We start from the raw sequence: 20,220 nt of genomic DNA on the forward strand, positions 1-20,220 counted from the left end.
GACCATGCGCGACGCGATCGAGGCCGTGTACCGGGAGGAGTCGCGTCGCATTCTCGCCACCCTGATTCGGCTCCTCGGCGATTTCGATCTCGCCGAGGAGGCGATGCAGGATGCCTTCACGGCGGCGGTCGAGCGGTGGCCGTTGGAAGGCATGCCGGCCAACCCGCGCAGCTGGCTCATCTCGGCCGGTCGATTCCGTGCCATCGACCGACTGCGCCGCGCCACCCGCTTCGCGGAACTCGACCTACCCAGCGTCGACGTGCACGAGCCTGCGCTCGACGACGAGACCATCGCCGACGATCAGCTACGCCTCCTGTTCACCTGCTGTCATCCGGCGCTCTCGCCTGATGCGCAAATCGCGCTCACGCTACGCGAGGTGTGTGGGCTCACCACCGAGGCCATCGCCCACGCGTTTATCACATCGCCGCCGACCATCGCGCAGCGCATCGTGCGCGCGAAAGCCAAGATCCGCGGTGCGCGCATTCCGTACGCCGTGCCGCTGCCCGCTGATCTCCCCGATCTGCTCGACGCCGTGCTGCACGTGATCTATCTCGTGTTCAATGAAGGCTACTCGCCGTCGAGTGGGGCCGACGTGACTCACGCGTCACTGTCGGCCGAGGCGATCCGCCTGGGGCGCGAGCTCATGACGCTGCTCGATGAGCCCGAGCTGCACGGACTCGTGGCGCTGATGCTGTTGCATGAGGCCCGACGCGATACACGATCCAGTGCCAACGGCGACATCGTCTTGCTGGAAGATCAGGACCGCGGGCGGTGGAACCGCGAGATGATCGCCGACGGCAGTCAGTTGGTCAAACGCGCTCTACGAAGCCGACGCATTGGTGCGTTCACGTTGCAGGCGGCGATCGCGGCGGTGCACGCCGAGGCGCCATCAGCCGACGCAACTGATTGGCGCAAAATCGTCGCGCTCTACGATCTGCTCCGGCGCGCCGATCCGTCGCCCATCGTGGAACTCAATCGCGCGGTTGCGGTCGCTATGCGCGATGGCGCGGCGATCGGTGTCGCCATCATCGACGACCTGTTCGCGCGCGGTGAGCTGGGGCAGTACCGCTTTGCACACGCTGCGCGCGCCGAGCTCTGTCGACGGGCGGGTCGCTTCGCCGACGCGCGCGACGGCTTCGAGCGAGCGCTCGCGTTGAGCGAGTCGGCGCCGGAGCGACGACTGATCGAGTTGCGGCTGGGCTCACTCGCCGGGCATTCCAACGAGTGAACAGATCGCGCTGCGGTTGACCGGATCCGAAGCAGCGCGCATGCTTCTGGGACAAGACGAAGCTCCAAACCACGCCCGCCCCTGTTCGCATGCCCTTGCCCGATTGGCAGCAGACTCTCCGTGCACTGGACGTTGGCGTGGTGGTACAGGCGCGCGATCTGTCCATCGTGTACGCGAACCCCAAGGCCACCGAGATGCTTGGGATCGCCGCTGCCGAGATGACCTCGCGAACGACCGATGACGCACGATGGGATGTCATCGAGGCGACCGGCGACCCCGTCGCGCCGGATGAGCATCCGGGGCCGCGCGCCTTGCGTTCCGGCGAACCCGTGCGCGGCGTTATCCTCGGTGTGCGCCGCGACGATAGGCCGGAACGGGCCTGGATCCAGGTGTCGGCCATTCCTGAGCGATCGGACAACGGCGTCGTCGAGCGCGTCGTGATTACCCTGAGTGACGTCAGCGATGCGCACCGCGAGTATCGCGAGCAGGATGCGGTGTACAAGTCGGTGTTCCGCTCGATGTCAGAAGGCCTGGTGCTACACGCGCCGGACGGGTCGATCCGTGCGGCCAACGCCGCGGCAGAGCGTGTCCTCGGGCTCACCGTCGATCAGATGAGCGGACGCGCCGCCACCGATCCGCGATGGCAGCTCGTGACGACCGACGGCGTGGCGGCTGACGCCACCGTCATCCCGTCGGAAATTGCCCGTCGCACGGGCCAACCCGCCGGCGAGACCATTCTCGGCGTGTCGCGTGCCAGTGGTGCCCTGGCTTGGGTGGCCGTGCGCGCCGACCCGATGTTCGACCCCGGCGACGTCGCATTGCGCGGCATTGTCGCGACCTTTACCGACATCACGGCCGAACGGGAGACCACGCTCGCGCTCGAGGCGAGTCGCGCGCAGATCCAACGCGTGCTCGATGCGGTACCTGGTGTCGTGTATCAGTTCCTTCGACCCACCGAGGGTCCCGACCGGATGCCATTTCTGGCCGGACGAATCCGCGAGGTGCTCGGGGTGGATCCCCAAGTTGCCGCCGCAAACCCGATGCTGCTGCCGACGCTACTCGGCCAGTCCGAGCAGGCCGCCCTGTTCGCCAACATCGACGCGTACGTCGCGAAGCAGGAGATCTTCGATCACGTGCTGTCGGTCACGCTGCCCGACCGGGGGCTGCGCTGGCTGCGTGTGCACGGCATACCGGAGCGCACCGACGAGGGCGTCCTGTACACCGGGGTGATCCTCGACGTCACCGAGGAGCACCGGATGGCAGAGGCGTTGCGACGCCGACAGCGGCGCGAGGCGATGGGCGACATGGCGGCGGGGATCGCGCACAACTTCAACAACATGCTGGCCGTCATACTCCCCAACGTCGAGATGGCGCGGGACGACGCGTCGCCGGAAACGCGCGCATCGTTGTCGGACGCGGCACGTGCCGCCAGCAGCGCCGCCGATCTTGTGCGGCGTATGCTCGCCCTTGGTCGGGCGGAGCCGACGGCCGCGGATGCATCGGTCGATCTCGCCGCGATCACGCGCGAAGCGGTGCACATGTGCCGACAAACCTTCGATCGCGGCATCACGATCGTGGATGACATCGCACTGCCGGTGGCGTTCGTGCGAAGCAGCGCGAGTGAGCTGCAGCAGGTTGTGCTCAATCTGTGTCTCAACGCCCGTGACGCGATGCTCGGAGGCGACCGCTGCCGACTCTTCGTGCGATTGGAGGCGGACGGGGCCGATGCCGTGAGTTTGACGGTGCGCGATTCCGGTCACGGCATGTCGCGTGACACGCTGCAGCGACTTGGAGAGCCGTTCTTCTCAACCAAGGGTCCGGGACGAGGGACCGGGCTCGGCCTGGCGTCGGCCTTTCACAGTATCGCCGACGCGGGCGGCACCTGGCGGGTTGAGTCCACGCTGGGGGATGGCACCGCATTCTTCGTGCGCCTGCCGCTCGTCGCGCCGCAGACCAACGAATCCTCCGCGTCGTCACCGTCGCAATACGTGTTTCCGGATGGCGTTGTCCTGCTGATCGACGACGAGCCGATGGTGCGCACCGCTGTTTCGCGTCAACTAACCAGAGGTGGCGTGCGTGTGGAGGTGGCAGAGAGTGCCGAGGTCGCGCTTGACTGGTTGCGCGAGGTTCGCACGGAGCCCGTTCTCGCGGTCATTCTCGACCTGTCGATGCCCGGGTTGTCGGGCGCGCAGGCGCTACCGCAGATCCGCTCCTCCCTTCCCCGCGTGCCCGTCATTGTGCTCTCGGGGCACGTTTCCGACGCGCAGGAGCTCGTTGGCGCCGCGATGGTACTGCAGAAGCCGATCAGCGGTCGCGAACTGCTGGATGCACTGCAGTCCGTGATCGGATGACACGCACGACGGGGCTCATTCGGGCAGCCGGTCGATCATCGGCTGCGTAATCAACACGCGACCCTTGTCCGTACGGCGGAATCGCTTGGCGTCCTTCTCGGCGTCTTCACCGACCACGAGACCGGCGGGAATGACCACACCGCGATCGATCACCACATCGCGCAACCGGGCGCCGCGACCGATTTCGACGTACGGCTGTACCACGGCGCCATCGAGGTGCGCGAACGAGTGCACCTTGACGCCGGTGGAGAGCAGCGATTTCTCGACGTGCGAGCCGGACACGATACAGCCGCCGGCCACCAGCGAATTGATGGCGGCACCACGGCGATGCGTATCGTTATGCACGAACTTCGCCGGCGCGGTGATTTCGCTGTAGCTCCAGATCGGCCAGTTTTGATCGTACAAGTCGAGCGACGGAATCACGCTGGTGAGGTCGATGTTCGCTTCCCAGTACGCGTCGATCGTGCCGACATCACGCCAGTAGGCCTCCAACTCGCGATGCGCCTTCACACACGACGTGCCGAAGCGATGCGCCACTGCCTTGCCGTGCGCGACGACATACGGAATGATGTCCTTGCCGAAATCGCGTGAGGAGCTCGGGTCGGCGGCATCGCGGCGCAGCAAGTCGAACAAGAACGTGGTCTTGAACACGTAGATGCCCATGCTGGCCAGCGCCCGCTCCGGATTGCCCGGAATCCCCGGCGGGTCGGCCGGCTTCTCGAGGAAGTGCACGATGCGATCCTCGGCATCGACGTGCATCACGCCGAATCCGGACGCGTCTTTGCGGGCCACTTCGAGTACGCCAACCGTGACGTCGGCGTTCTGCGCGACGTGCTGCTCGAGCATCTGCTCGTAGTCCATCTTGTAGATGTGATCGCCGGCGAGAATCACCATGTACTCCGGGTGATACGCCTCGATGATATCCATATTCTGATACACGGCGTCGGCGGTGCCGTCATACCACTGCGTTTCGCTCACACGCTGACTGGCCGGCAGAATGTCGAAGCTTTCGTTGCGCTCGGGGCGCAGAAAGTTCCAGCCGCGCTGCAGGTGTCGGATGAGACTGTGCGCCTTGTATTGCGTGGCCACGCCGATGCGCCGAATGCCCGAGTTGAGCGCGTTCGAGAGGGCGAAGTCGATGATGCGCGTCTTACCGCCGAAGTACACCGCTGGCTTCGCCCGTCGATCGGTCAACTCGTAGAGTCGGGAGCCGCGTCCCCCCGCCAGTACGTAGGCCATGGCGTTACGGGCAATCGTGCTCGGGCGGGATGGTGACGTCATATCGGGGATACTCGCAATCGGGAAGGAAATCGCCCTCTCTGCATTCTGTGTCGCGGGTTGATCGCGCGGAAGGGTGTCCCGAAGCGATTCCAGACTGCATTTTTCAGCCATGAACGTCCTCTTCGCGGCTGCTGAAGTCGCCCCCCTGATCAAGACGGGTGGACTGGCCGACGTGGCTGGTGCGCTGCCGGCGGCGCTGCGGCGCGCCGGGCATGACGTCCGCGTGGTGATGCCCTACTTCCGCGAACTGCGCGAGCGCGGCATCCCGGTGGAAGGCCCCATTGCCGCATCGTTCGTCACGGTTGGCGAGCGACAGGAGGAGCTCCGGGTCTGGCGGTTAGCCGGCAGCGAGACGCCCGTGTATCTGCTCGACATCCCCGCCGCCTTCGAGCGTTCGGCCATCTACGGGGAAGGGGACGACGATCGCCGCTTCATTCTCTTCGCGCGCGGCGTGCTGGCGCTGATGCAGCATCTGCGTGAAGTGGAACGCTGGCAGGTCAACGTGGTGCACAGCCACGATTGGCACGCTGCGCTGATCGCCAATTATCTCAAGACGTATCTCGCGTACACGTTCGGCCACGTCGCCACCGTGTTCACGATTCACAATCTGGCGTATCAGGGGCAGCGCAGCACCAAGACGTTGGCGCTGGCGGGGCTGACCGAAGGCGGCTTGCCCGAAGACGGCATGGGCCCCGGGATCGCCGGCACGTTCAACTTCATGGCGCGTGGCATCCTGTTCAATGACGTCGTCACCACCGTCAGCCCGACGTACGCGCAGGAGATCATGACGCCAGAGTACGGCGAGCGGCTCGATGGCTTGCTGCGCGCCAAGCGGGATCGGGTGGTCGGCATTCTGAACGGCATCGATCGCGAGGCGTTCGATCCGTCCACCGACGCGCAGCTCGCGGCCACTTTCGATGTCGACGATCTCTCGGGCAAGGCCGTGTGCAAGACCGCGCTGCAGGAGGAGTTCGGACTTCCAGTTGCCCCCGATCGTCCGCTGCTGGGCATCGTGTCGCGGCTGGTGGAGCAGAAAGGACTCGACCTGCTCGATCAGGTCATGCCGTGGATCCTGCAACGCACCGATGCGCAGTTGGTGATTCTGGGTTCGGGCAATGCGCACCTGCAGTTTGTGATGCAGCAACATGCGCGGGCTCATCCGCACCGCATTGCCGTGCGCATCGGCTTCGACGCCGCCTTGGCCCAGCGTATCTACGCCGGCAGCGACGCCTTCCTCATGCCATCGCGCTTCGAACCCTGCGGACTGGGACAGATGATCGCGTTGCGCTACGGCAGTGTGCCGATCGTGCGTGCCACCGGTGGTCTCAACGACACCGTGCGCGAAGGCTTTGATGGCAACGGCTTCCGCTTCCATCCGTACGAGGCGCAACATTTCGCCGACGCGATTGCACGTGCGCTGCAGGTGTATCGCGACCCCGAAAGCTGGGCGCTGCTGCGGGCGCGCGGCATGCGCGAGGACAACTCGTGGGATTTCGCGGCCCAGCAGTACGGCGGCGTGTACGACTGGGCCGCGAGGTTGGCGCGACGGTAAGACACGCTGCCCTTGCGATACCGCATGCTCGAGGCGCACGTTAGCGGGATGCTGACATCTCTTCTGCGCCGCGTGGTTGGCTACGCGGTCGCCCTCGTTGCGCTCTCGGTGACCGTCCCCCGAGTCGCCCATGCCACCTGGTCGGTGATCGCCGTCGACGCGGCGACCGGTCGTGTCGTCATCGCCTCGGCGACCTGCGTCAACAACAACGACGCCTTCCTCATGGGCATTCAGGCGGTGGTCGTTCCCGGCAAGGGTGTCGCCGCCTGTCAGGCCGGCGTGGACGGGACGCACGCCAATCAGATGCTGGTGTATCGTGAACTCCAGAAGGGCACCGACCCGACGCGTATCATCGAGATGCTCTCCGAAGATCCCGCCTTTCAATCACGACAGTTCGGTATCCTCGATCTCACCGGGCGCAGCGCCGGACACTCGGGGCTCACCAACGGCTACGTGAGCCAAGACATTCAGGGCCGCGTGCCGGGGACGCAGATCTACTACTCGATTCAGGGCAACATCCTGCGTCCGGGTGAAGTGATCCCGAACGCGGTGAAGGCTTTTCTGCACACCAAGGGCGCGCTCACCGATCGCGTGATGGCGGCACTCGAAACGGCCGATCAGTACGGCGGTGACAGCCGATGTGTCTGTCCGCCCCTGCCGACCGATGGCTCGGCCCCGGCGAGTCCGTGTGAAGGACGCACATCGTACATCGCGTACATCCTGATGGCCAACGCGAACGACGCCAGCGGCGACTCGCACAGCAACGGGACCTACGCGATGTATCTCACGGTGGTGCAGCCGGAGCAGGGTGGACCGAACGCGATCAAGGCCGGCGAGAATTTGAATCCGGTAAAGACGCTGCGAGCACGGTACGACGTGTGGCGGAAGCGCATGCCGAAGTCGTTCTCATGAGCGCCGTGATGACGAAGGCGCTGGCCCGCGTTGCGCTCGTGAGCGCGGCGCTGTGCGTTGCTACCAGCGCGTTTGCGCAGCGTCGGCCGGCGACGCAGGTGATGACGCTCACGTCTACGGCGTTCACCGACGGCGGTATGATTCCCTCCCGCTACGCGCAAGCCGGACGCGATCTGTCGCCCGCGCTGAGCTGGAGCGGTGCGCCCGATTCCACGCGCAGCTTCGTGCTGCTGGTGCACGATGCCGACGCGGCCATCGGTGACGGCTACGACGACCTGCTGCACTGGATGGTGTGGAATATCCCCGGCAACGCCACGTCGCTGCCGGAGGGCGTACCGCAGGGCGCGCAGGCATCGAACGGCATGCGCCAGATCAGTGGTACGGGCCCGTACTATCGCGGCCCGGCGGCACCGGCCACCGGACCGGCGCATCACTACGTGTTCGAGCTGTACGCGCTCGATGCCATGGTGAACGTGGCACCGACGGGCATGTCGCCACCGCTCACGCGGCGCGAGGTGATGACGGCCATGGCCTCGCACATTCGCGGCAAGGGTGTGCTGGTGGGTCTGTACAAGCGGTCGGCGCCGTGACGTCATCGGTGAACAATACGGACGTCGAGATCGATTTCCCGACCGTCGAGGCGATCCGCGCCAACCGCGCACGACTCGGCGATCGCGTGATCACTACGCCGGTGCGGCTGCTGGTCGACGACGCGCTGTCGCGCGCAGTGGGTGACACCACGCGCGTGTGGCTGAAGGAAGAACTCTTCCAACGTACCGGCAGCTTCAAGCCGCGCGGCGCGTTGTCGGTGATGCTCGATCTCGATGCCGACGCACTCGCGCGCGGCGTGGTGGGCGTATCCGCCGGCAACCACGCCATTTCACTCGGCTACTCGGCGCGCGTACTCGGCACTACCGCCACGGTCGTGATGCCCAAAACCGCGAACGCCTTTCGCGTGCAAGTGTGTCGTGAACTGGGCGCCACCGTGGAACTGGTGGAGAACGTACACGCCGCCTTCGCACGCGTGGAAGAGATCGAAGCGAGCGAAGGACGCACGTTCGTGCACCCGTACGAGGGCCCAAAGACCGCGCTTGGTACCGCCGGTGTGGGCATGGAGTTCATCGATCAGGTGCGCGCTGCCGGCGAGGAGCTTGATGCCGTGATCGTCGCGGCGGGCGGGGGAGGACTCACCGCCGGCGTCGCGTGTGCGGTGAAGCAGATGAGCCCGAGCACGGCGGTGTACGTGGTGGAACCCGAGGGCGCCGACACGCTGGCGCGGAGCTTCGCCGCCGGGTCGCCACAGTCGATCGACGCCGTACGCACCATCGCTGATTCACTCGGTGCGCCGCGTTGCGAGCCGTATTCGTACGCGCTCAACCGCCGCTTTGTCGACGAAGTGGTGCTGGTGAGCGACGATCAGATCCGCGAGGCGATGCGTCTCACGTTCCGTGCGGCGAAACTTGCCGTGGAGCCAGCTGGTGCGGCGTCGCTGGCGGCGTTGATGTATCCGCTACGCCAACGGCTAGAAGGGAAGCGCGTCGGCATCGTGGTGTGTGGCGCGAATATCGACGCGGCGACGTTTGCGGCGCAGTTGCTCGCGTGAGCCTAGCATCTCTCGCTCCCTCCGACGCCGGCCTGATGGGCTGGTGGCGCGTTGCTCCCTCGCAGGCCCGCCGCGCGTTGGTCGCCGCCTCCATGGGCTGGGCGCTCGATGCCTTCGACGTGATGCTCTTCTCGCTCACGCTCTCGGCGGTGATCGCCGAGTTGGGCCTCACGAAGGCGCAGGCTGGTGCGCTGGGTTCGATCACGCTGCTGGGCGGCGCGGCGGGCGGCCTGTTTTTCGGATGGGTGGCTGACCGCTACGGTCGCACGCGCTCGATGATTGCGAGTGTGCTGCTGTACTCCGTGTTCACCGCTGCCTGCGGCCTGTCGAACACGTTCTGGCAGTTCGCGTTCTTCCGCGCGTTGCTGGGACTCGGCATGGGCGGCGAGTGGGCCAGCGGTGCCGCGCTCGTGTCGGAAAGTTGGCCAGCCAAGTCGCGTGGACGCGCGCTCGCGTTCATGCAGAGCGCGTGGGCGATCGGCTTCGCGGCGGCGGCCACGGTGGTGGGCTTCGTGCTGCCCACCTACGGATGGCGCGCCGTGTTCTTCATCGGCATCCTGCCGGCATTCTTCACACTCTGGGTGCGCCGCAGCGTGGAAGAGCCCGACGCGTGGAAGTCGCTGCACGCGGCGCGTCTCGACGCCAAGCGGACTGGTGCGGCCAAGCTTCCCGATGCGCAGCGCATGCATTCGGTGTTCGACATTTTCCGCGGCGCGATGTTCAAGCGCACGGCGGCGGTCACGTTCATGAACGCCTGTACGCTGTTCGGCTGGTGGGGCATGAACGGCTGGATTCCGGCGTATCTCTCGCTACCCGCGACGCAGGGTGGTATCGGTCTCAGCACCGCCACCATGTCCAAGCTGGTGGTGTTCATGCAACTCGGCATGTGGCTGGGCTACGTGTCGTTCGGGTACATCACCGACGTCATGAGCCGCAAGAAGGTGTACGTGGTGTACTTGCTTGGTGCGAGCCTGTTGCTGCCGCTGTACGGCTCGTTGTCGAACCCGTTGCTGCTGCTGTTGCTCGGACCCTTCGTGGCGTTCTTCGGCACCGGCTTCTTCAGTGGCTTCGGTGCAGTGACGGCCGAGATGTACCCCACGCAGATCCGCGCCTCGGCGCAGGGATTCACGTATAACATCGGACGCATCGCGAGCGCGGCGGCACCGTTTACGGTGGGGTCATTGGCTACGTCTCGCGGATTTCAAACCGCATTCGCGGTAGCGGGTTCGGCGTATCTATTGGCGGCGCTTACGTGGTCGGTAATCCCGAATACGCAGGGGAAGGAGCTGGAGTAGCGGCAGCGCGGAAGTGACGGCTCCAGCGCCGTACCGCGCGGATTCAGTACTCAGTGAACTGGCTTCAGAACTCTGATCGGTATAGTGTTCAGAATCGAGCAGCGACAGTGCTCAGTACCGAGCGGGTTTCGTGGAGCTGACGGTTCGCGGGGTCTGTCGCGAGCCGTCGCCCCAACGCATCCCCGCCGTCGCACGCGCAGTCAGGATATTCTCGGTACTGAGCACTGCGGCTGCTCGATTCTGACCACTATACCAAGTCTGACGCCTGTCGCCAGAGCACTGAGAACTGAGTACTGAGCAGTTCGCCGCGTCAGCCCGCAAACACCGCTCGCAGCTGTCCCACCGCCCACGCCAGATCTTCCCGGCTCACCACCAGCGGCGGCGACAGTCGAATCACCGTGTCGTGCGTTTCCTTGCACAGCATGCCGTGCGCTTTGAGCGCCTCGCAATACGGCCGTGCCTTCTCGTGCAGCTCGATCGCGATCATCAGGCCGCGACCACGCACGGTTTTGATAGCCGGATGACGCAGCGTACGCACCTGCTCCAGGAACCACGCACCCTGCTCGGCCGATCGCTCCACCAGATGCTCGTCTTGCAACACGCTTAGCGCGGTGCGCGCCACGGCGCAGCCGAGTGGATTGCCGCCGAAGGTGCTGCCGTGCGAGCCGGGGCCGAACACGCCCAATACCTCGCGGCGCGATACCACCGCCGACACCGGATAGAATCCGCCGGAGAGTGCCTTGCCCAGCACGTACATGTCTGGTGTCACGCCATCATGATCGCAGGCGAACATGGTGCCGGTGCGACCAAGTGCCGTTTGAATCTCATCGGCGATCAGCAGTACCTGTTGTTCGGTGCACAACGCCGAAAGCTCGGCCAGAAATCCGTCGGGCGGCATCAGCACACCGGCCTCGCATTGAATCGGTTCGATCAGCACCGCACACGTGTGCGCCGTCATCGCCGCGCGTACTGCCGCGATATCGCCGAACGGTACAAGCACGAACCCCGGTGCGAACGGGCCGAAGTCGGCCTTGTACGCCGGCTCCGACGAGAAGCCCACGATGGTCGTGGTGCGTCCGTGAAAGTTGTTCTCGAAGGCGATGATCGTGGCCTGACTCTCAGGTATGCCTTTGGTGCGATAGCCCCACCGTCGTGCGGCCTTGATGGCCGTTTCCACCGCTTCCGCGCCGGTATTCATGGGCAGCACCATTTCCATGCCGCACAGCGCCGCGAGTTCTTCGCAGAACGGACCCAGCTGATCGTTGCGGAAGGCGCGCGACGTGAGCGTGACGCGCGACGACTGCTGCACCAACGTGGCGAGAATGCGCGGATGACAGTGGCCTTGGTTCACCGCCGAGTAGGAGCTGAGGCAGTCGAGGTACCGCTTGCCTTCAACGTCGGTCACCCACGCGCCCTCGGCGTGATCGATCACCAAGTCGAGCGGGTGATAGTTGTGCGCGCCCCACGCGTCTTCGCGGGCGATCAGTTCGTCGGTGGTGGTCATCGTGGTCGACGTCATGGTGTGCTCCGTGCTTAGAGAATCCGACGGCCGAACGCGCTCGCGATCAGTTCCGCGCACAGTTCAGCGGTCTGGTTCTGTCGATCGAGAATTGGGTTGATTTCCACCAGGTCCATCGCCACCATCGCGCCGGAGTCGTGCACGATCTCCATCGCGAGATGCGCTTCACGCAGCGTGGCGCCACCACGTACCGGTGTGCCCACGCCCGGCGCTTCGGCGGGATCGACCCAGTCGGCGTCGCACGACACGTGTACGCCGCCGGTGCCGTCGGTCGCGATGCTGACCGCTTCGTCCATCACGGCGCGCAGTCCGCGCTCGTCGATGTCGCGCATGGTGTACGCATGCAGACCCAGTTCGCGGATCATCGCCCGCTCGGCGTCGTCGAGATCGCGCAGCCCCACGTATACGAGATGCTCGGGGCTCACCGCTGGAATGGCCGTGGACAGCTGACGCAGCGGACGATGCCCGAAGCCCAGAAGGTGCGCGACCGGCATGCCGTGCACATTGCCGCTCAAGCTCGATTGCGGCGTGTTCAAGTCGGCGTGCGCGTCGAGCCAGATGAGTCCCGTGCGCTGCCCGCGTTCGGCAAGGGCGGTGGCGGTGCCGGCCACGGAGCCGGCGGCCAGCGAGTGATCGCCGCCCAGCACCAGCGGGCGGATGCCGGCGCGCACGGCCGCGGCGGTGCGGTCGGCGAGATCGATGCACACCTCGGTGATCGCGTCGAGCACGGCGCGCGGTTCGTTCGCGAGCGACGTGCGATCGGGCACCGGCACGTTGCCGGCATCTTGCACCGCGAGTCCCAGTCGCTCGAGTTGGGCGGTGAGGCTGGAAAGGCGCATGGCCGACGGGCCCATGTCCACCCCTCGGCGGCTGGCGCCCAAGTCCATGGGGACGCCGATCAGCTGGACGGTGCCGGTCCACGGTTTGACTACTGCGCGGGCAGGGGAGGCGAAGGTCGCATTCATGACTCCAAGCTGCCGATTGCCAGTGACAGCAACAAGTTCAACGAATTGCCATAAATGCTTCACTATCTGACGAAATGCAGGATAAATTTGGCAATATGCTCAAAGACCTAGACGCACAGGACCTACGCCTGATCGGGCTCCTTCGCGAAAACGCCCGCATGTCGGTGGCGCAGCTGGCCAAACAGCTCAAGGTGTCGCGGGGCACGGTGCAGAACCGCATCGACCGGCTCATCGCCGACAACGTGCTGCTGGGCTTCACCGTGCGCACCACGCCGGAAGCGGCGGCGCATCGCGTGCGGGCGATCATGTCGATCGCGGTGGAAGGCGACCGCATTGAAGGGGATCGCTCGGACGCGATCCTGCGCACACTGCGGGGCTACCCCGAGGTGCAGGCGCTGTACACGACCAACGGGCGCTGGGACATCGTGGCCGAAATCGGCACCGACAGCTTGGAGACATTCGACGCGGTGTTGCGTCGCATTCGTAGTATTAAGGGCGTGGCCAATTCCGAGACCAGCCTCCTGCTGTCGACGCAGAAGCTCTGACCACGAGCCTCGCGTCGACAGCGGGAGAAGACCTACACGCGGCGCTTACTTCACGCCGAGGTTCTTCTTGAGGAAGGCGATCGTCTTGGGCCAGCCGTCTTTCGTAGCCGCGAGATTGGCCGCTTCTTCGGCTTCATCCCGCGTGGCCTTGGGGTCACCCTGCGCGCGCAGGAAGCCGTGTGTAGCACCCTCGTAGTTCGTGCCCGAGTAATCCTTCTTGAGCCCCTTCATGATCGAATCGAGGGCCGGCATTGCGGCCGCAATGCGCGCGTCCTTCGAGCCGTTCAACAGCATCACCGGCTGCTTGATCTTGGCGATCGAGTCGGTGTTGATGCTCGCTGGCACCGCGGCCGTCGTCGCCGTCGCGGGCGTACCGCCAGTGGTGTACGGCAGGCCGTAAAACGCCACGCCGCCCGAGAAGCCCTTCAGGCCGCCGTTCACGGCATGCATGAACACCGTCTGTCCGCCCCAGCAGTAGCCGATCACGGCGTACTTCTGCTGCGCACTGGGCAGCATCATGGCGTAGTTCGCGGCGGCACTGATCGCGCGATTGCGCTCGGCTGCATTCACGCCTGCAATGAGCTTGCGAGCGGAATCCGACGACAGCTCCACGCTGCTCGGGCCGCCACGCACCTTCGACAGAAAATCGGGGGCAATCGCGATGAAGCCATCGGCGGCCACCTGATCGGCCACACCACGGACCCACGTGGAGAGTCCGAAGATCTCGTGCACCACGACGACCACTGGCGCCTTGGCGCGGCTGTTCGGGCTGGCGGGGTAGACCACCCACGCCATGATCGAGTCGGCCGACCCGGCTCCCCACGCGATCTTGACCCATTCGGCGTGACGCGGGCTCGCCTTGAGCCGTGCCGGCGCCGTGTTGTTGCTAGCGGGGAGCCCGGCGATGCCCTGACCGGCGGTGGCACCCGCGGCCGGCGCCGCGCGATCGGCGGCATTCATATGCGCCATGTGATCGTCGGCCGTCGGATTGGACGACGAACGCTGGAGCGTGCAGCCGGCGAGGATCGCGACGGTGGGCAGGGCGACGGCGATCAGGGAAGTGCGGCGGGACATGGGAGCTTCCTGGCAAAGGTGGGAACGACACACGGAATCTCAGTGGGGAGAGACCGTCGCGCCAGCGGGCGCGAGAGGAACGCCGCCAACGACAACGCGCCGTCACCTTGGGAGGTGACGGCGCGTTGGACCCAACGAGGAGCGGCTTAGTTGAACGTGTACCGCACACCCAACTGCATGCGCCACACGTCCGAGATGCCGGCGGTGTGCTGGTACGTGGTGTTGAGCAGGTTCGTGCCGAAGTTGCGGAGGCGATACTGCAGCGCGCCATTCGCGTCCGCTCCCTGCGGAATGAGCGGCGTGCTGGACACGAGACGATCGCCGGCGCCCCACTTCTTGTTGATCAGGTTGTCGAGATTCAGGATGTCGAAGCGGATGGCGAGCGTGTTCCGCTTGCCGCCGACATTCTGGAAGATCTCCTGCGTAACGCCGAGATCGCTGCGGAACAGCACCGGCAGGAATACCGCATTGCGCTCGGCGTACTTCCCGCGGCGCGCCGAAAGGTACTTGTCCTGCGTGATGTAGGCTTCCCACGCCGCCTGCTGCTCGGCCACGGTGAACACCTTTACCGGATTCGTGGTGACCACGGTGCCGGCCGCATTCACGCCATACTGCTGGAAGTTCATCTCCGACGTGTTGCGCGGGATGTAGATCAGATCGTTCGCCCCCGCTGCGTCGCCGTTGGCGTCGGCACTGAAGGTGTAGCTGGAGTTACCCTGCGTACGGCCTTCAGTGAAGAGCGAGATCGACGTTGCGCCGAACTTGAAATACTCCTTGCGATACGACACCGCGAGGAACACGCGATGTCCCGGCGAGAACGCCGAGAACTGCACGCCGGGGTTGTTCGGGTCACCGGCCTGCGCGTTCGCCGTCCAGTTCGTGGACGCCGTCGAGCCTGGATCGTAGGAGTTCTTGGTCACGCCGTACGAGTACGCTGATTTCGCGAAGAAGCCGTTGGTGAACGACTTCTGCAGCGAGCCGGCAATGTTGTACGAGTGTCCCGTCGTTGCGTTGCTGATCACGTAGGCCGCGGTCACGTTGCTGTTCACGCGGTTGTTGCCCGCCGTCCAGCGCGGACGCGTGTCGGCGCCGGTGAAGGCGGAGTTGGCCGCCGGCAGGTTCGCGTTGATGTAGTACGGGCCGTTCACTTCCTTGCCGTACAATCCTTCAAGCGTACCGATGAATCCCCACGGCAAGCGACGATCGACGGCGATGTTCGAGCGCCATACCTGCGAAAACTTGTAGTCCGGTGCGGTGACGTTCAGTTCGTACGTGGCCGCCGGCGCGCCGGTCACGGTCGTCGGCTTGTACGTTTCCGGGTTCGGGTTGAACGGGCGCGTGGTGGTGTTGTCGCGCTGATCGAAGCCCGTGAGTACGCCCGTGTTGCCGAGCTGGTTGGAAATCCAGACGTACGGCGGCGTACCGCTGAATATACCCGTACCGCCGCGCACGACCGTGCGACGATCGCCTTCCACGTCCCAATTGAAGCCGACGCGCGGCGAGATGAGCAGGTTGGCGTCGGGCAGCTTGCCGGTGTTGTATTTGACGGCCGCACCGGTCTCGTCGCGAAACGACAGGGCGTTGGCCTGTGCGTTGTTGAACGCAGTGTTTTCGAACACCGGCAGGTCGATACGCAAGCCTGCGGTCACCTTGAGGTTGCGCGTCGCGCGCCATTCGTCCTGCGCGTAGGCGCCGTACGTGTTGACACGCAGCGGCTGGATCGGCGCGTCGATGCCCGGGATATTGTTGTAGCGGACCTGGAAGCGGCCGAGCGTCACCGGTGACGTGGTGCGCGTCGGATTGGCCAGAAAGCCGTTCGCGTCGGTATAGAAGTCGGCGAGCGAGTTGTACACGTACGCGCTCTGCAGGCCGGGCGAGAATCCGTTGTCGGACTGGTAGCGTTGCGCCGTCACACCGAAGGTGAGATCGTGCTTGTCGGTGTAGATGGAGAAGTTGTCCTGAAACTGCAGCGTGTTGTACTTCAGCACGTTGTTCGGCGTGAACGGCTCGAAACCGAACGAGAGATAGTTGGTGCCGTTGTTGTTGATGTCCACGAGCGGGAACAGCGTGCCCTTCGACTCACGGCTCTCATCGTTCGTGGTGTACCCGGCGATGATCTGGTTCGACATGTTCGACCCGATCTGCGAGTTCAACTCACCGATGTACGACCGCGCGTTCTCCTTGATGGCGTAGCCGGAATTCTGGAAGCTCATCGAGTTCAGATTGTCGCGACGATTGCCCAGCGTGCCGAGCGCATTGGAGTTCGAGATCGGCTGGTCGGACTTGGACTCGAGATCGGAGTAGCGGAAGCTGAACTTGTTCCGGTCGTTGACGTTCCAGTCAATCTTGGCAATGATGCGCGTCGACGGGACGGCCAGATTGAAGCCCTGCGCCGGACCGGTCTCGTAGTTGAACTTGTCCTTCAGGAAGGCGCTGAGCGTGGTGATGTCCGTCTGCAGCACGCGCGTCGTGTTGCTCTTGATCTCCTGCCCACCGGTGTTCGCCTGGAAACTGGTGGCCGGCTGGGTCAGTTCGTCCGTCTCGTAGTCGACGAAGAAGAACAGCTTGTTCTTGATGATCGGACCGCTCACGTAGCCACCCGGCTGCGTGAACTTGAACGTGCCCTTGTTGTAGAACGCACCAGCCGTGCTGTCGCCGACCAGCCCCTGATTACGCGTGGTGTAATACAGCGAGCCCTTGAACTCGTTGCCGCCGCTCTTGGTGACGGCGTTCACGCCGGCGCCGGTGAAGCCGCCCTGACGCACGTCGAACGGGGCGATGTTCACCTGAATCTGTTCGATGGCGTCGATCGGGATCGGCGACACGCCCGTGCGGGCACCTGGCTGCGAGCCAAGCCCGAACGAGTTGTTGAAGAACGAACCGTCGAGCGTGATGTTGTTCAGGCGGTTGTCCTGACCCGCGAACGACGAGCCGCTCGACTGGGGCGTCAGGCGCGTAAAGTCGGTGATCGTGCGCCCGATGGTCGGGAACGCCGCGATGGCTTCCCGCGGAATGGTCGTCGAGGCGCCGGTGATGCGCGAGCTGAGCGCGCCGCCCGTGGCGGTGACTTGTACTCCGGTCAGCGTGACCGCGACCGTCTTGAGCTCGAAGCTCACGTCGGTGGACGAGCCGAGGGTGACGTCAAGGCCGCTCTGGGCGTTGCGCTCGTAACCCAGCGCCACGGCCGTCACGGTGTACGGTCCACCGACGCGCATGGCGGGAATGAGGAAGCGTCCGTCGGCGCGCGTCGTCGCCTGGTAGGTGGTGCCGGACGGCTGGTGCACGGCGACGACGCGGGCCGAGGCAACGACCCCCTTGTCACTCTTCACCGTTCCGCTCATCGAGCCGGTGGTGACACCCTGCGCGTGGAGCGCGGCGGTCGGAAGGGCCAGCAGGCACCCGCACGCGAGCAACCACGCTGCCCGCGTGAACTTCATGAACCACGGCTTCATTCCCATCTCCTGAAGGTTTCTATCTAGGGGGCGTGACTAGCTGCCGGGGGGGAATGTACGCGGAGCGGCGTGTGGCGAGCGAATCGGCCACGTCGCGAATGGGCAACAATTCGGCACGGTTCCTCCCATTTTCAGTCCGCTCCGTCCAGTCCTGGATTCGGTCCCGTCCCTGCTAGATCGCAACAAAGCAGACTCTGGGGACTGGCCTAACCCCAGCCAAGGAACGAATTTGCGGGGATCCTTTGCATTACGGGCTCCCAGGCCTCCCCTCCATAAATAACCCCGGACACCCCGTGCTCGAGCAGTACGCTCTCGTCCTTGCCCTCGTGTGCTCGGCCGTTGCCATTGTTTACGGCATCCTTTCGGCCAGATGGATCGTTTCGCTGCCCGCCGGCAATGCGCGCATGCAGGAGATCGCCGGCGCTATCCAGGAAGGCGCGGACGCCTACCTGAAGCGCCAGTACACCACCATCGCCATCGTCGGCGTGGTGCTCTTTCTCGCCGTCGGCTTCGGTCTCGGCAGCTGGGTGACCGCCGTCGGCTTCGCGATTGGCGCCGTGCTCTCCGGGCTGGCCGGCTTTATCGGCATGTTCGTGTCGGTGCGCGCCAACTCCCGCACCGCACAGGCCGCAACCAGCGGGCTCAACGCTGCGCTGAACGTGAGCTTCAAGGGCGGCGCGATCACCGGCATGCTCGTGGTCGGCCTCGGCCTGCTGGGCGTGGCTGGCTTCTATATGTATGTCCTCGGCAACGGGACGGGCGAAGAAGCGATCCGCGCGGCGCTCGAACCGATGATCGGTCTGGCGTTCGGTTCGTCGCTCATCTCGATCTTCGCCCGTCTCGGCGGTGGCATCTTCACGAAGGGCGCGGACGTCGGCGCCGACCTCGTGGGTAAAGTCGAAGCCGGCATTCCCGAAGACGATCCACGTAACCCGGCCGTGATCGCCGACAACGTCGGTGACAACGTCGGTGACTGCGCGGGCATGGCGGCCGACCTGTTCGAGACGTACGCGGTGACGATCATCGCCGCGATGCTGGTCGCCGGTCTGTCGTTCGCCACCTATGGCAACACCGGCGTGCTGTATCCGCTGGTGCTCGGCGCGGTGTCGATCCCGGCGTCGATCGTGGGCACGTTCTTCGTGAGCGTGAAGCCGGGCGGCAAGATCATGAATGCGCTGTACCGCGGCCTCATCGTGTCGGGTGTGCTGGCGGCGATCGCATTCTTCTTCGTGACGCGCACCATGTTCCCCGGTGAACTGGGCACGAACCTGTTCAGCTGCGCGATGATCGGCCTCGCCCTCACGGCAGCGCTGGTAGTGATCACCGAGTACTACACCGCCACCGAGTACGGCCCGGTGCGGCAGATCGCGAAGGCGTCGGAGACGGGACACGGCACGAACGTCATCGCCGGTCTGGCGGTGTCGATGAAGTCGACGGCCGCGCCGGTGCTGGTGGTCGCGGCCGCGATCTACTTCTGCTACGATCTGGCCGGCTTGTATGGCATCGCCATTGCGGCCACGTCGATGCTCTCGATGGCGGGCATGATCGTCGCGCTCGACGCGTACGGTCCGATCACCGATAACGCCGGTGGCATCGCCGAGATGAGCCATCTCGGTCCGGAGATTCGCAAGATCACCGACGCGCTCGACGCGGTGGGTAACACCACGAAGGCCGTCACGAAGGGCTACGCGATCGGTTCGGCCGGCCTCGCCGCGCTGGTGCTGTTCGCCGACTACTCGAGCAAGCTGGGCGTGCATCTGGGCAGCCCGGTCAACTTCTCGATCGACGATCCGAAGGTCGTGATCGGCCTGCTCATCGGCGGCATGATTCCGTACCTGTTCGGCGCCATGGCGATGCAGGCGGTGGGTCGCGCGGCTGGTGCGGTCGTGCAAGAAGTGCGGCGTCAGTTCAAGGAGCTGCCCGGCATCATGAAGGGCACGCAGAAGCCGCAGTACGACAAGGCGGTGGACCTGCTCACGAAGGCCGCCATTCGCGAGATGATTCTCCCGTCAATGCTGCCGCTCGTCATCCCGCCCATTGTCGGTTTCCTGCTCGGTGGCGCGGCGCTGGGTGGACTGCTGATGGGCACGATCGTGACGGGCTTGTTCGTGGCGATATCGATGTGCACCGGCGGCGGCGCGTGGGACAACGCAAAGAAGTACATCGAAGAAGGCAATCACGGCGGCAAGGGCAGCGAAGCCCACAAGGCGTCGGTAACCGGTGACACCGTGGGCGATCCGTACAAGGATACCGCGGGCCCGGCGATCAACCCGCTGATCAAGATCATCAACATCGTGGCGCTGTTGCTGGTGCCGCTGCTGGCGAAGGCGTAGTCGCGCGTCACGACCCAACCTCTGGTCGCATCATCCGCATCATGACCGCGCGGACCGGCAACGGTCCGCGCGGTTTTGCGTCGGCGCCTACTGTCAACGCATTGCTTGCG

14 protein-coding genes are annotated in these 20,220 nt (G+C 65.0%); 9 read left to right on the forward strand and 5 right to left on the reverse strand.

All coding sequences use genetic code 11. The features are described from left to right. Nucleotides 1–4 precede the first annotated feature (4 nt). Complete coding sequence (locus HKW67_RS18430; protein ID WP_171226779.1) at nt 5–1,228, forward strand: RNA polymerase sigma factor; 1,224 nt, start codon at nt 5–7, stop codon at nt 1,226–1,228. Nucleotides 1,229–1,317: 89 nt separating this feature from the next. Further along, nucleotides 1,318–3,579, forward strand: coding sequence for a PAS domain-containing hybrid sensor histidine kinase/response regulator (locus tag HKW67_RS18435; RefSeq protein ID WP_171226780.1), 2,262 nt, complete (start codon nt 1,318–1,320; stop codon nt 3,577–3,579). Nucleotides 3,580–3,594: 15 nt separating this feature from the next. Here HKW67_RS18435 and glgC read toward each other — a convergent pair whose 3' ends face one another. Next, nucleotides 3,595–4,860, reverse strand: a complete 1,266-nt coding sequence (gene glgC / locus HKW67_RS18440; protein ID WP_171226781.1) for a glucose-1-phosphate adenylyltransferase — start codon at nt 4,858–4,860, stop codon at nt 3,595–3,597. Nucleotides 4,861–4,969: 109 nt separating this feature from the next. On the opposite strand from glgC, the gene HKW67_RS18445 reads away from it, so the two are divergent. From HKW67_RS18445 to HKW67_RS18465, 5 genes are read left to right on the forward strand one after another with little or no spacing between them, the layout of a single operon-like run. Next, nucleotides 4,970–6,412: a glycogen synthase gene (locus HKW67_RS18445; protein WP_171226782.1), complete on the forward strand. Its 1,443-nt coding sequence runs from the start codon at nt 4,970–4,972 to the stop codon at nt 6,410–6,412. 48 nt (nt 6,413–6,460) lie between these two features. After that, nucleotides 6,461–7,324 (forward strand): DUF1028 domain-containing protein, encoded by an 864-nt coding sequence (locus tag HKW67_RS18450; protein ID WP_171226783.1) that lies wholly within the window; start codon nt 6,461–6,463, stop codon nt 7,322–7,324. After that, nucleotides 7,321–7,914 (forward strand): YbhB/YbcL family Raf kinase inhibitor-like protein, encoded by a 594-nt coding sequence (locus HKW67_RS18455; protein ID WP_171226784.1) that lies wholly within the window; start codon nt 7,321–7,323, stop codon nt 7,912–7,914. Before HKW67_RS18450 ends, HKW67_RS18455 begins: the two co-directional genes overlap by 4 nt. Then, the gene (locus HKW67_RS18460; RefSeq protein WP_230981059.1) at nt 7,911–8,927 is read left to right on the forward strand and encodes a threonine ammonia-lyase; all 1,017 of its coding nucleotides are present in this window, start codon (nt 7,911–7,913) and stop codon (nt 8,925–8,927) included. The genes HKW67_RS18455 and HKW67_RS18460 overlap by 4 nt, the downstream gene beginning before the upstream one ends. Beyond that, complete coding sequence (locus tag HKW67_RS18465; protein WP_206044492.1) at nt 8,924–10,222, forward strand: MFS transporter; 1,299 nt, start codon at nt 8,924–8,926, stop codon at nt 10,220–10,222. Before HKW67_RS18460 ends, HKW67_RS18465 begins: the two co-directional genes overlap by 4 nt. A 310-nt stretch (nt 10,223–10,532) precedes the next feature. Here the strand turns inward: HKW67_RS18465 and rocD are convergent, their stop codons facing one another. Further along, nucleotides 10,533–11,741, reverse strand: coding sequence for an ornithine--oxo-acid transaminase (rocD, locus tag HKW67_RS18470; protein ID WP_330998917.1), 1,209 nt, complete (start codon nt 11,739–11,741; stop codon nt 10,533–10,535). Nucleotides 11,742–11,755: 14 nt separating this feature from the next. Next, nucleotides 11,756–12,706, reverse strand: a complete 951-nt coding sequence (gene rocF / locus HKW67_RS18475; RefSeq protein ID WP_171226785.1) for an arginase — start codon at nt 12,704–12,706, stop codon at nt 11,756–11,758. Nucleotides 12,707–12,801: 95 nt separating this feature from the next. Here rocF and HKW67_RS18480 point away from each other — a divergent pair, with 95 nt between their 5' ends. After that, nucleotides 12,802–13,251, forward strand: a complete 450-nt coding sequence (locus tag HKW67_RS18480; protein ID WP_171227746.1) for an Lrp/AsnC family transcriptional regulator — start codon at nt 12,802–12,804, stop codon at nt 13,249–13,251. Nucleotides 13,252–13,296: 45 nt separating this feature from the next. Here HKW67_RS18480 and HKW67_RS18485 read toward each other — a convergent pair whose 3' ends face one another. Both HKW67_RS18485 and HKW67_RS18490 read right to left on the reverse strand, forming a co-directional pair. Next, complete coding sequence (locus HKW67_RS18485) at nt 13,297–14,325, reverse strand: dienelactone hydrolase family protein (protein WP_171226786.1); 1,029 nt, start codon at nt 14,323–14,325, stop codon at nt 13,297–13,299. A 146-nt stretch (nt 14,326–14,471) separates the two neighbouring features. Further along, nucleotides 14,472–17,777 carry a TonB-dependent receptor gene (locus HKW67_RS18490; RefSeq protein WP_171226787.1) on the reverse strand — a complete coding sequence of 1,102 codons (3,306 nt, stop codon included), beginning with the start codon at nt 17,775–17,777 and terminating at the stop codon, nt 14,472–14,474. 293 nt (nt 17,778–18,070) lie between these two features. Here HKW67_RS18490 and HKW67_RS18495 point away from each other — a divergent pair, with 293 nt between their 5' ends. Continuing rightward, complete coding sequence (locus tag HKW67_RS18495; RefSeq protein WP_171226788.1) at nt 18,071–20,110, forward strand: sodium-translocating pyrophosphatase; 2,040 nt, start codon at nt 18,071–18,073, stop codon at nt 20,108–20,110. The last annotated feature ends 110 nt before the right edge of the window (nt 20,111–20,220 follow it).

Origin of the sequence: Gemmatimonas groenlandica, assembly GCF_013004105.1 — a bacterium.
In the GTDB taxonomy this organism is placed as follows: domain Bacteria; phylum Gemmatimonadota; class Gemmatimonadetes; order Gemmatimonadales; family Gemmatimonadaceae; genus Gemmatimonas; species Gemmatimonas groenlandica.